General features: G+C 47.5%; 13 protein-coding genes. 4 read left to right on the plus strand and 9 right to left on the minus strand.

Annotation, left to right across the window (positions count from 1 at the left end; genetic code table 11):
- Positions 1–6: 6 nt before the first annotated feature.
- The 7 genes from NATSA_RS08850 to NATSA_RS08880 all read right to left on the minus strand — a co-directional run bounded on the left by NATSA_RS08850 (position 7) and on the right by NATSA_RS08880 (position 8,718).
- Positions 7–3,075: an efflux RND transporter permease subunit gene (locus NATSA_RS08850; RefSeq protein WP_210511792.1), complete on the minus strand. Its 3,069-nt coding sequence runs from the start codon at positions 3,073–3,075 to the stop codon at positions 7–9.
- 60 nt (positions 3,076–3,135) lie between these two features.
- Positions 3,136–4,206, minus strand: a complete 1,071-nt coding sequence (locus NATSA_RS08855; protein WP_210511794.1) for an efflux RND transporter periplasmic adaptor subunit — start codon at positions 4,204–4,206, stop codon at positions 3,136–3,138.
- Between the two features lie 42 nt (positions 4,207–4,248).
- On the minus strand, positions 4,249–5,628 hold the full coding sequence (locus tag NATSA_RS08860) for a TolC family protein (RefSeq protein ID WP_210511795.1): 1,380 nt from the start codon (positions 5,626–5,628) through the stop codon (positions 4,249–4,251).
- A 13-nt stretch (positions 5,629–5,641) separates the two neighbouring features.
- Positions 5,642–6,307, minus strand: a complete 666-nt coding sequence (locus NATSA_RS08865) for a TetR/AcrR family transcriptional regulator (RefSeq protein ID WP_210511797.1) — start codon at positions 6,305–6,307, stop codon at positions 5,642–5,644.
- A gap of 261 nt (positions 6,308–6,568) precedes the next feature.
- Positions 6,569–7,108 (minus strand): DUF4168 domain-containing protein, encoded by a 540-nt coding sequence (locus NATSA_RS08870; RefSeq protein WP_210511799.1) that lies wholly within the window; start codon positions 7,106–7,108, stop codon positions 6,569–6,571.
- A 181-nt stretch (positions 7,109–7,289) separates the two neighbouring features.
- Positions 7,290–7,925, minus strand: a complete 636-nt coding sequence (locus tag NATSA_RS08875; protein WP_210511801.1) for a TetR/AcrR family transcriptional regulator — start codon at positions 7,923–7,925, stop codon at positions 7,290–7,292.
- 163 nt (positions 7,926–8,088) lie between these two features.
- The gene (locus NATSA_RS08880) at positions 8,089–8,718 is read right to left on the minus strand and encodes a porin family protein (protein ID WP_210511803.1); all 630 of its coding nucleotides are present in this window, start codon (positions 8,716–8,718) and stop codon (positions 8,089–8,091) included.
- A gap of 460 nt (positions 8,719–9,178) precedes the next feature.
- Between NATSA_RS08880 and NATSA_RS08885 the strand changes: the two genes are divergently transcribed.
- The 4 genes from NATSA_RS08885 to NATSA_RS08900 all read left to right on the plus strand — a co-directional run bounded on the left by NATSA_RS08885 (position 9,179) and on the right by NATSA_RS08900 (position 10,421).
- Positions 9,179–9,373, plus strand: a complete 195-nt coding sequence (locus NATSA_RS08885; RefSeq protein ID WP_210511805.1) for a hypothetical protein — start codon at positions 9,179–9,181, stop codon at positions 9,371–9,373.
- 32 nt (positions 9,374–9,405) lie between these two features.
- The gene (locus NATSA_RS08890; RefSeq protein ID WP_210511807.1) at positions 9,406–9,585 is read left to right on the plus strand and encodes a bacteriocin; all 180 of its coding nucleotides are present in this window, start codon (positions 9,406–9,408) and stop codon (positions 9,583–9,585) included.
- A 117-nt stretch (positions 9,586–9,702) separates the two neighbouring features.
- A complete protein-coding gene (locus NATSA_RS08895; RefSeq protein ID WP_210511808.1) occupies positions 9,703–9,936 on the plus strand; it encodes a hypothetical protein in 234 nt (77 codons plus the stop codon).
- Between the two features lie 197 nt (positions 9,937–10,133).
- On the plus strand, positions 10,134–10,421 hold the full coding sequence (locus NATSA_RS08900) for a GYD domain-containing protein (protein ID WP_210511810.1): 288 nt from the start codon (positions 10,134–10,136) through the stop codon (positions 10,419–10,421).
- 227 nt (positions 10,422–10,648) lie between these two features.
- Here the strand turns inward: NATSA_RS08900 and NATSA_RS08905 are convergent, their stop codons facing one another.
- Both NATSA_RS08905 and NATSA_RS08910 read right to left on the minus strand, forming a co-directional pair.
- A complete protein-coding gene (locus NATSA_RS08905; protein ID WP_246481764.1) occupies positions 10,649–11,446 on the minus strand; it encodes a VOC family protein in 798 nt (265 codons plus the stop codon).
- Positions 11,447–12,086: 640 nt separating this feature from the next.
- The gene (locus NATSA_RS08910; protein WP_210511814.1) at positions 12,087–12,464 is read right to left on the minus strand and encodes a VOC family protein; all 378 of its coding nucleotides are present in this window, start codon (positions 12,462–12,464) and stop codon (positions 12,087–12,089) included.
- Positions 12,465–12,506 lie beyond the last annotated feature (42 nt).

Genomic DNA, 12,506 nt, shown 5'->3' on the forward strand with positions numbered 1-12,506 from the left:
TACCGTTTATTCGGCCGCTATGCGTTTTCTGTGGAATATGGCATACATTACCGGAATCAGCCCGAGTGTGATCAGAGTAGAGAAAGAGAGTCCGCCAATTACGGAAATCGCCATGGGCTGCCACATTTCGGCGCCTTCACCCAGGGCCAGAGCCAGCGGAAACATGGCAAGCACCGTTGTGAGTGTAGTCATCAGAACCGGACGCAGACGCATTTTCCCAGCCTCAATGATCGAATCGAACACTTTCATGCCCTGACCTTGCAGCAACCGGATATAGTCGATAAGCACGATGGCATTCTTGACCACAATTCCCACCAGAATCACCGCTCCAAGCATACCGATGACACTCAGTGACGTTCCGGTGATGAGCAGGGCCAGAAATACACCTGTAAAGGAAAAGGGAATAGAAAACATAATCACCAGCGGATCCCGGAAAGATTCGAACTGTCCGGCCATCACTATATAGACAAGCACCAGGCTCAATACCAGTACCAGCAGCAGACCCGAAAAACCCTCCTCCTGTCCCTCTATGTCCCCGCCATATTCGATCTCCACATCATCCGGTATATCCATCTGACTTATCTGATCCCGGATATCATCAACCGCATCACTCAACGGCCGGTCATGCAGTCCAGCAGTCACTGATACAAACCGTTCACGATTGAAGCGTTCAATATTAGGCGGGGTCATCACCTCGTTGATATGACCCAGGTCCGATACCCGTACCTGTCTGCCATCGGGAGTCATGACACTGACCTGTTCCAGTGATGTCAGACTATGCCGGTCCTCATCACGATATCTCACCAGCACATCATATTCATGGCCGTCACGCCGGAATTGTGTGGCAACAAGGCCGTCCATAGTTCCCCTTACAATATTTGAAACTGAAGCGGAATTAAGACCTGATCCGGCAAGCTTTTCACGGTCCAGATTCAACTCAAATTCCGGACGGTCATCACCACGGCTTCTTCTCGGATCGCGGACACCCTCGATTGTCCGCATGCTGTCAATCAGATTATTGGCAATGACGCCGGTCTGCTCAAAGTCGCGGCCAATGATGTTAACTTCGATTGGTCTTGGACTTCCCGCACCTCCGCCACCGGCTTCAATTTGCAGGTGGTTGATTTCAGGCACTTTTTCCACGCGCTCTCTCAGAACCTCCGCAATTTCAAACACAGAACGATCCCTTTCGTCCAGTGTCACCAGCTGCAGGTTGCCATTGATCTGATAAACGGGATTTGCACCGCCCATACCTGTCCCGCCGGCGCGAATGCTCATATTCCTCAGTTCCGGCACTTCTTCTGTAATGATCTCCTCAAGCTCGTAAATCACCTGTTCGGTAAACTCAAGCGATCTGCCCGTCGCCAGTTCTGCTTCCAGCTGCACCTGGTTATTATCCGATACCGGCATAAACTCGGTTCCGATCACAGGTATCATGGCCAGGGTAAAGGCGAATATTCCCAATGCACCGGCGATAACCGTTTTGCGGCGTCTTATCGACCAGCGTACTGCCCTTCCGTAGGCATTTTCCAGTGCACCAAAACCCTTAGAAAATGAAGAAACAAAAAATTGCACTGCCCGGCTCCTCTTTTTCTGATCATCTTTGTGGTTCATCAGGACAGATGCCAGCATGGGGGTCAGCATGAGTGCCGACAGCGTTGATGTGACTACGGTCACCACAACAATAAAGCCGAGCTCACGGAACCAGAACCCCATCATACCGGAAACAAAAGTTAGTGGCAGAAACACGGCTACAACGGTAAGCGTGGACGCCACCACAGCTGTGAATACTTCCCGGGCGCCCCTTACGGCCGCACCGGACGGGTCGTCACCGGCTTCCAGCCGTTTCATGACATTTTCAAGCACCACGATTGCATCATCCACCACCATTCCCAGGGCAATGGCCAGTGAGGAGAGCGAAATAATGTTCAGTGTGCTTCCCGTGAGAGCAAGATAAATAAAGCCCATAACCAGGGAGACGGGAATTGTGACCGCAATAATGATGGTCGCACGCCACCGGTGCAGGAACACAAATACCACCAGTATCACAAACATGATGGCGTAGAGGATCACTGATGAGAGGTTATTGATAGCTCCGGAAATAAACTCGGATGTATCCAGCAGTACGCTGACCTCTACATCATCCGGAAGACGGTCCTGAATTTCCGGCAGCCTTTCATGCAGGTCATTGGCTACAGTTACCGTATTGGCATCCGACTGTTTGTTTATCGTCACTGCAACCCCGCGGCCCCTGTTTACGCGACTCAGGGATGTCTCGTCCTCGTACTCTGTACGGATGGAAGCCACTTCATGCAAATAGACCGCCCGGCCCTCATCATAGGCAACCACGACATCCCCGATCTCCCTTTCATCAGCAAATTCGGTATTGGTGCGCAAATTGTAGGAACTGACGCCAATATCCAGCCTTCCGGCCGGCACCGATACATTTTCAGCTCCGATTATATCAGAAACCCGGTCAATATCCAGGTTGTAAGCTTCAAACTGCACGGGATCTATCTGAACCTGGATTTCCTGTACCGGAGTGCCGAAAAGATTTACGGCACCGACACCGGGTACCCTGTTTAAAGAGGCCACCAAATCATCATCCAGAATAGTTTCCAGCTCATGGTAACTCTCTTCTGCCGTTACGGCAAAAATCATGATGGGGATGGCTCCGGCATCAAACTTCTGGATTATCGGCTCATCTATATCGTCCGGCAGCTGCTGCCGGGCCCTGCTCACCGCATCCCGCACATCATCCGAGGCCTCAAGCATATCTATTCCCCAGTCCAGCTCAAGAGTAATAATTGAGGAGTTGTCCAGAGATTCGGACCTGATCTCCTCAAGGTTCGGTATGGTACTGAGAACATCCTCAAGCTCCTCGGTTACATTCCGCTCAATTTCCTGCGCTGCCACTCCCGGATAGGTCGTGATCACGGTGATCACAGGCGCCTCTATCTCCGGAAACAAATCCACGGGCAGACGTGTAAATGAAAAAACTCCAAATACAATTATGGCCAGAAAAACCATCCCTATGGCAACGGGTCTTCTGACGGCCAGTTGATACATACTCATAGCTTAATTCCTGTTTCAATATCTGATCTGTAATGTGCTGGTCCCGCTGACCGGAATCCCTTATTCTACAATGCGCACTTCGCTTCCGCTTTCTACACGGCCGGCCCCCTCCTGTATCACCTGGTCACCTTCATTCAGGCCGTCCCTTATCTGAAGCATCTCTTCCATTCGGTCACCTGTCTGTACATCTGCTCTTTCTGCTGTGCCGTCGTTTACGCGGTATACATAACGTGTCTGATTGCCCGGCTCCCTGTGGACCGCCGCCGCAGGCAAAAACAGATCCTCCCGTTCATCCATATCCATCCGTACCCTGGCAAACATGCCCGGACTCAGACGGTGATCCGGATTATCAATGCGGATTTCCACACGAAATGTCCGGCTGACCGGATCCACTGTCGGACCAATGAAATCAACTTCTCCCTCAAATGTCTCTCCGGGATAAGTGTCAGGCATCACATCCACTTCCATTCCATAATAAATCAGAGGGAAATACCGCTCTGAAATATTGATTGTCACCTTGACCGGATCCACGGTCATCAGTGTCATCAGTGAAGGCCGCTCTCCGCCGGGTGAAAACTGTTCTCCTTCGACAAAGTATTTATCTGTTATCACGCCGTCGATGGGCGCCCGCAGGTCCGTGTCTTCCCTGAGCTGTTCGTAGGAACTTTTGGCATTGTCATACTGCGCCTGTGCCTGCTCAAGCTGCTGTCCTGAGACTGCTCCTGCTTCCGCCAGGTTTTCCAGTCTTCTTACTTCATTGCAGGCAGTATTCATCTGCACTTCCGCCTGGTTCAGATTGCTGCGATCCATCTCGGCCAGAAGATCGCCCTTTTGCACCTTGTCGCCCTCCCTGGCATGAATGGATAAAATCCGCGTACCCGCTGCACCTGAGATAAATGCGTATTCCCACTGTTCGATGTTTCCGGGATACGTGCGTGTGAGGTGCCAGCTTTCACGATTAACACGGACCGTGCGGACAGGAACTGCTTCATCTTCTTCGGTCTCGTATAATACGGTGGATTCATTTTCCTGATTGTTATTCTGATAAAAAATGAATCCGGCCGCTATAAGTACAGCTGTAATAATCAGTGCTGCTCCAATTTCTTTCTTTTTATTTGTTCTTTTTTCCATGACGCTTTGCTATGTAGAAATAATAGTAGTTCTTGTTAATTTTCAGTCTGTAGCATGCACACCCAGGATGCGTTCCAGTTCCAGGGTGGCGTTCATATAGTCAAACAGTGACTGCAGATAGTTCAGACGGGCTTCGGTGGTGGCGAGCTCGGCGTCATTGACCTCGATAAGCGTATGTGAACCGCTTTCGTAACCAACTCTTGCTATTTCGTAACCACGCTCGGCCATCTCCACATTGGCTTCCTGTGCTTCAATTGCAGCCCCTGCCTGTCTCATTTCGTCGAGGGCGTTCTGATAATCCACTTGCACAGATTCCTCTAAAAACTCCCTTTGTGACTCCTGCTGCTCAAGCTGCAGCTGCGACTGCTGTCTCTGTAAACGCCGTTCAAAACCGGAAAATAGAGGTATACTGAGGTTTACCCCTACAAAAGTGGTCGAAACCCAATCGTAGTCAAACGGTTCAAATGTGTTTCCCTGCGCCTGCTGGGTGTGTGACCCGATGAGAGACAGTGACGGTACATATGCCGCACGGTCCAGACTCAGTTGCGCTTCGGCAACCTCCAGCCGCGCATCTTGCTGCATAAGATCCGGGTTCGATGAAAAGTCCTGCGTCAGCAATTGATCCTGTCCGGATGCGCCCTTTTCAGAATAGAGCTTTTCCAGTGTCCCTTCCAGGGAAATATCCTGGTCAACCGGAATGGCAGTCAGCAGCTTCAGATAGTTCACTGCACCGGTGAACGCATTCTCAGCCTGCCGCACTTCGGGTTTCAGATTTTCAAGCTGAACACGTGTCCTGATTTCATCATATTCCGGTGCCACTTGTTCTTCTACCATCGATTTCACCAGCTCAAGATCCGTCTGACGCCTCTCTTTGCTGATTCTGAGCGCTTTCAGTGATTCTTCCGCCAGTTTTACATTCAGCCAGGCCTGTTGTACCTCCTCCTTCATTTCCTGGCGAGTTGCTTCCATCATCACCTCCGACATTGCCTCATTTGCTTTGGCCAGCGACACTCCCCTGATCACACTCTGGTTGTATATGGGCATGGACAACTGCGCACTGACATCAAAGTTGTGATCTGTACCTGTTTCGAGGCGGTCACCAAGCGGGCTGTCCGGAGGCAGAAAGATAACCGGCAGATCTACGTAATTCTGATAGCTTCCCTCAATAGTAACACGCGGCAGGTATCCGGTTTGCGCTTCCCTGCGGGCTGCTTCGGAAATCTGGCTTTCAAACCGGGCATCACGTATTTGCTGACTGTTTTCAAGTGCTTTTCTAATGGCGTCATCCAGTGTAAGTGAAATGGTTTCTTTATCGTCCTGACTATTACCTGAAGATTCTGGCCCTTCAGGCTGGGTTGCAAACACCCTGGCAGGATCCGCCAGAACAGCCACTGATATGAATATTAATATGAGTCGGTACATGAATGGTATGATTTTATTGTGTTGCGGTTGTGACAGGACCGGAGCCGTCCCGGAAGGTTTGATAATGATCAACAAGCTGGTCTATTCGGCGACGGCCCTTTGCCGTAGTGATACCCCGCATAAAGTGCAGGAATATGTGGCGAAACAGCTCAGGCCGGGGGTACTCAGTTACAGGAAACAGCTCATAGTTGACCAGCTGTCGCATTTGCTCACCGAACAGCCGGGCAACGATATCGGAATTCACTTCCTCCAGAAACCAGCCTTCGTGTTTACCTTTTTCCAGCAGTGCGGTGATATCGTTATATATTCTGGAGGACGTCTCTTTCTGAATGGTTTCGTAAAGCCTGGGATAATTGCGCCGCATCTGTTCAAACAGGACCGGATTGATTTTCTCCAGCTGCCTGACGCCAAACTGCATCAGTGCCACCATTCCGTCGATGACCTGTTTGTGTTCATTCAGTATTTTTTTTCTGTGACGATCTCTTACGGCCGACTGATGCTTCATACTGTGGAAAATCAGATCCTCTTTATTCCGGTAGTGTGAGTACAGTGTGTTCTTGGACATGCCCAGTTCAGCAGCAACATCTGTCATGCTGACACACGTCAATCCCTGTTTGCGAAACAGTTCATAAGCTGCCTTTTCAATCTGTTCCCTGATCGGGTGATGTTTATTGAGCATATTTTCATTGAACATATTGTTCGTTGGACATATCGGCTTGAGTTTTCTTGGTGTGAATGAGATCCGTGAGACAACGGAAACTTATAATACGAATAAAGTTTCCATATGTTGCATTTTTTTTTGAAAAAAAAAGCCCATCCCCCGAAAGAGGATGGGCTTCTGATTGAGCTCATATGAGCACATTCATTTTGCAGTCACTTTTCAAGCCGTATTGCAGGACGCACCTGCTATATTCCGGCTTGCAAGTACAACAGTTAACTATTAGTAACCTTCTGGCTGTGGTTGCTGCTGAGGCTGCTGCTGTCCCTGCTGCATTTGAGCTTCCTGGATCATTTGCTGCACGCGCTGCTGCAGTTCAGGATCCTGTTGAACAGCCATGTTGATTTCCTGGAATCGGTCCATATCCATACCTTCATCTTCAATGGCTTCGGTCAGGTCGGCTTCCATTTCCTGCTCAATCTCCTCGATTTTTTCAAAGGCACTTTCAAACTTTTCCATGTCTTCTGCGGACACGTCCAGTTCGTCAGTAGATTGTCCCATTTGCTGGGCCTGCATGATTTCGTTGTACGTCTGTACGTCGATACCCTCTTCATCCACAATCGCCACCATCTCTTGCTGGGATTGTGCCTGTACCGTTTGTGCATTCATGGAAGCATCAACAAATACCTGCAGTTCTTCATCGGAAACTTCGATCTGCGGAGCTTCGTCCTGAGGAGGCTGCTGGAATTGTGCTTCCGCCGGCATGGCAAACATAGCGAACACGGCGGCGATGATTCCGGTGAAAATGGATTGTGATTTCATAGATACCTCTTTTCGGTTGTTTTGTTTCATTAATTGAAATAGTAACCCGATAAACTATGCATTACTCCGGATATTGCCGTTTTTATATTATTTAACAACATGTTAAGAGAAATAACAGAAATTAAAGCCCGGCAAGAAAATAATCATGCGCAGAGTCAGCGCGGCAAGTCTGTTATATCGCCTATTTTCTGAAAAAATCCCCTTCATATTTCCGGTATGCCTGATCCAGGAGAGATTTTCCTTTTTCAGTAATAATACTTCTCAGAAAATTCAGGAAAACATACTCGAAAAGCTTCGCCCGCGGATACTCGGTCACCGGAAACAAATCGTAATCATGGATATGTTTAGTCTGCGCCATAAACAGCTTGGCCACAATATCGCTGTCCACTTCTTCCATTATGACCCCCTGCTGCTTACCCTTCTCAAGCATCTTGAGAATTTCATCATAACTTTGCTCGTACTGCTCTTTGCGAATGACATCGGAAACCGCGCGGTACCTTCTGCGAAGCTCTTCGAGCAGAACGGGATTCATTTTTTCATAATCCTTCATGGTATCGACCATAACCATCACAAGGCCTTCAATAATATTGGGCGCGTTAACAAGAACTTCCCTGTGCTTGCGGAACCGGTCCTCAATTCCCTTTTTGAAAACATGGTATAACAGATCTTCCTTGTTTCTGTAATATTTATATAATGTTTTCTTGGAGATCCCCATCTCCCTGGAAATATCATCCATGGTAACATAGGTAATACCATGCTTCCGGAATAAGTTTCCGGCAACCTCCAGCAGTTCATCTGACATTCCACTTCTACCCATATACTTCCTTTTGGTGCATAAACCCTGAAAAAAACATATACTGACAACGCTGTAAAGGTAGTGTTTTTCACATAAAAAATGGCCATGTTTGTCACGACATGGCCATTGCGGTTTTGGGGGGTTGTTGGAGGCAGTTATTAGCTGCACTCTCTCCTGTTGTATATCAGAATCCGTACCCCAGTGTTACCTGGAATGCACCGTTTTTCACTTCCGGATCACCCGGAGCATCAAATACATCCACAAGTCCCAGCGTATACCTGAGATCAAGATGCAATGCCCTGTTGATGTCAATTCCGCCGCCGAATGCCAGTCCGAAATCGACACTGTTGTGTGTGCTTCTGAGGTCATCGCTGTCAGCCTCTCCATAAAGTTTGAAAGACAGTGCCGGACCGGCGTACAGGTTTGGTGTGATCATGCTCTGGGTAGGCAAATGTGCCTTGAAAAGTACCGGTATTTCAAGATATCCCAGATCGTAATCTGTTTTTTGAGCTTCTCCGAGGACACCAGCATCTGCCTGACTGTATTTCATGGTGAAATTCATCTCCGGCTGGATGGAAAACGTTGGGTGGACGCGGTAGTTCAAAAAAGCACCTCCGGTAAATCCGGCCCGGACCGTGGTACCTCCGACATCATCTCCCCAGAGATCGGAAACCGTGAGACCCGCGTTGAGTCCCCAGGTAACCGGAGAATATTCCATTTGTGACTGTGCATGGGCATTCTGCCCGGATCCGAGTGTCATGACAGTAAGTACTGCTGCAGCCAGTAAAGACGAATAAATTTTTTGCTTTTTCATAGTGGTGTAATGTTTTGGGTAATAGGTTGTTACTTCTCTCAATAATTGTTCCATGTTCACAAGGTCATCAGACTTGTTTCATCATGGAAACTAAGTATACTAATAAAGTTTCTTATAGGCAATACGTTTCCGTGAGGATATGACATTTTTTTTTAGTTGCCCGTTATTTCGCTTCGCTATACACACCAGGTAATATCTCCGAAGAGAGTTCTGATGTACACCTTTGCACTTAATTCATTAGCGACGGCGAGGACATTACTGACTGGGGAGGAGCTCCGGCCCTATGCAAACGAAAAACTTCGATGAACCAGAAGGATTTGCTGAGAACAGCACAAAATAGATAACACAAGTGGCCTCCACTGTATTCATTTATTCAGTATACAGACTGATATTACCATTGCATACATGATCATGCTTTGCATTTAAATACAAACACCAGAACTAAAAAAGGAGGACTATCATGGGTGATAGAAGATCTGCTCTGCTGCAAAACCTGTCCCCTGAAGAGAGGACCGGCATCCACGGCGGAGGCGTTATCACTACTGCCATTGTATCGTTTTTAAGCGCTACGGCTTTCCACACTTTAAAAGAGGCCTACAATGACTGGGAGGCACATGTAGAAGCCTTCAACGAAGGAAGGGAAAGTATGCAGTAATCACTGAAACTATAACAAAAGAGATGAGATAAATGGATACCTTGAACACTAATGTCAAAGAACTCACTAAAAGTGAACTGACCAGCATCAACGGTGGAGACGACTTGTCGGAGAGCATCTTCCGTTTTTTTGGCAAGATTGTCGGAGCTATTGAAAACTTTGAGTTTGACAGTGATGTCGCAAGCTCAGGAGTTGGGCGCGTTACCCGATAACAGCAACTGATTTTATCTGTCGCATCACACAGAGAATCAGTTGCATTAACAGACAAGCTGCATGAGCAAGAGGGGCAGTTGTTTCTGGCTGCTCCTCTTGCGTAAAATTCTGAGACTATGATAAAAAAGTTAAGAGCCTTCTACCGGTCATACTGGCGCAAAATCATGCTCTACTCACTCATACCCGCGGTTGCCGCTCTTATTTTTATCGAAGGGTATAATTTTCTTTCAGGCTATGATGACTTCAGCATACAACGGGAACTGAGTATGTTCGTCCAGTTTTATATCATTGCGTTCATTGTGTATTCGGTATCATATTACCGGAAAAAAAGGAAAAGCAATCAGCATTAGAGGGCATTTGGACAACCACAAAATGAACCTTTCTTGAAAACAAATGAATTCCGAAAATTTTCACTGAAATCTTTATGACAGATACATTAGCGCAAAATCTGCAGCAAAACGATTGATTCGGCCACAGTGTTTTGATATGTAGCGGATGTTCAGAAGTTTTTTTTCGATCGGAACAGGAACCCAAAACACCAGAGATCATGCATACATACATTATATTGAGCAAGATTTCTCCTGATGCGATGAAGGAACCGGACGATTTCAAAAAAATGGCCGAAACGGTCAAGCAGAAAATCAGAAAAGAATGCCCGGATGTAACCTGGAAGGACAGTTATGCTGTTAAAGGCGCTTATGATGTGGTGGATATCCTGGAGTCCACAGACCCGGGCCAGGTTGACAAAGCATCGATGATCATCAGATCCCTTGGACGGTCCGACACAGAAACAATGCAGGCAACTCCGTGGAAAGAGTTTCTGAATCTGTTATAGTTGTCCTTGTTCAGCGTTTCTTCGCAGGTTAAGAAAAATACTTTATGCGGAGTTTTCGTCCAGCCTTTTAGGAGCAGCAACTTATGTTGTCAAAGAATCAATAGAGTGAAGTAACAAGGAACAACAATAACTGGATTTTCCAGAACCCCCTAAACTCAGCTGGGTGGAATTGTTTGAAATGAAACGGTCTATCACTGGAACCAAATAGTCGACCGTTTGTCGGGAACCTAAGCGGGACATAACGCCAGACAGGCCCCCACCGGATCCTCAATAACCGCATATTCAATCTCTTCATCATCCCTTTTCATGATCTTGAGGACTTTGCCATCTTCATCCGCTACGCGACGGAGGCTTTCTTCGAGGTCGCCCACGGGGAGGTAAATCAACCATACGGGAGGCAGGCCCACATTTACTCCTCGTGCATGACAAACGCCCGCCACCGGTCTTCCATGCTCATCGAGCATGTTGTAGTCGGCATAGTGCTCACCGCCATGTTCCATACCGACCTCATGAACCGACCACCCGATGACCTGACGATAAAAATTCCGGGTGTTAATGGCATATGAGACCGTCAGGTCAACCCAGTAGATGCGGCCAACTGTCACCGCATCAATACTTGAAGCCTCAACACTTGCGGGAATCGCCTCCGAAGGAATGACCGGGATAATGCCGAATGCCGCTCCATTCGGATCACGCAGCACCGCCCACTGGCTTTTTCCTTGGTCATCACGGTGTTGCATCAGCTCGCTTCCACCCAGATCAAGCGTGCGCTGCACACTGGCCGATACATCGGCGACCTGAATGTGCGGCATCCAATGTAGTGGAAGGTTCATATATTCCTCACTGCGCATGCCCAGACCAATGATGGACACTCCCAGGTTGTTCATAAGATCATCCTCACGCCAGAGCGGTTTCTCACCTGTGCTGAGTACACGTGAATAGAAGCGCACCTCTCGTTCGTGTTTCGGAACGGCAATGTCCGCGCTGAGTACACCACCAACGCGTGGGGCAAAGTGGTTATTCATAGCTCTATCCTGCAGTAATTATATAATTAATAGTTGAATGGAATTACGTTTTTTCTATCAGCGCGGTACTTTTAAAAATCCTGATCCCAATTATCGTGCTGAAACATAAAGTGCACACGAAATACCCATGACAGAGCATAAGCACTGACACACAGGCGTATTATTAAAAACTGTCATGGTATTTCACATCGTGACCTTAGGTTCACCTTTCATTATAAATCGAAAATTTTAAACAGATGAAATGAACATGACCGGGTCGGCGCCCGGACACACAGGCGCATGATTACATACGGTCATGACATTGCATGTGACGACATAAACCCAAACATTTAAACAGATGAAATGCCCATGGCGGCTTACCGTCACACAGGAGCATGATTATAGCCAACATGGGTACTACATGTGACGTCAGAATCACAAATTATAAACACATGAAATGATCATGACCGGCTGAAATCCGGACACACATGAGCATGATTAAAACGTCATGGACATTCTATGTGACCGCTTGAATCAAAAAATTTTAAACACATGAAACGAAACTTGCCCGTGGACTGCGTTGTCCCTAGAATGACTTGCTTAAAACCGGGTTTCCTGGTGAAAAACGCAGATTATGACACCGGTACATTTTCGGTTGAAATTAACTATTGGAATCGAAACACAACAGCATCACCACACCGGCCGGATCTGATATCCAGTGACCATCGAGTTTTTCAGGCAACTTCTCCAATTCATCACGAAATGAGACTCCACTACCCCGAAGAAGTTCCCTGGCATGATTCATATCATCGGATTTCAGCTCAAGCCAGATATCTGTCTGACTATAAGTATCAACCCGGTCGAACCAAATTCGCAAATTCCCGGAGTCACAATACCACGACTCAGCCAGGGAATCATCCTCTGCTTTGATCAATTTCATCCCCAGAGTATCCCGATAAAATCTTAATGTATCATCATAACGATCTTTCGGAATCTTGATGGCAATGTTCGTTCCAAATTGAAATTCAGGTTTACTCATGTTGTGGTTGTTTTGATTTCAGTTCACAATTGACCATCCATT

This window comes from Natronogracilivirga saccharolytica, from assembly GCF_017921895.1.
In the GTDB taxonomy this organism is placed as follows: domain Bacteria; phylum Bacteroidota; class Rhodothermia; order Balneolales; family Natronogracilivirgulaceae; genus Natronogracilivirga; species Natronogracilivirga saccharolytica.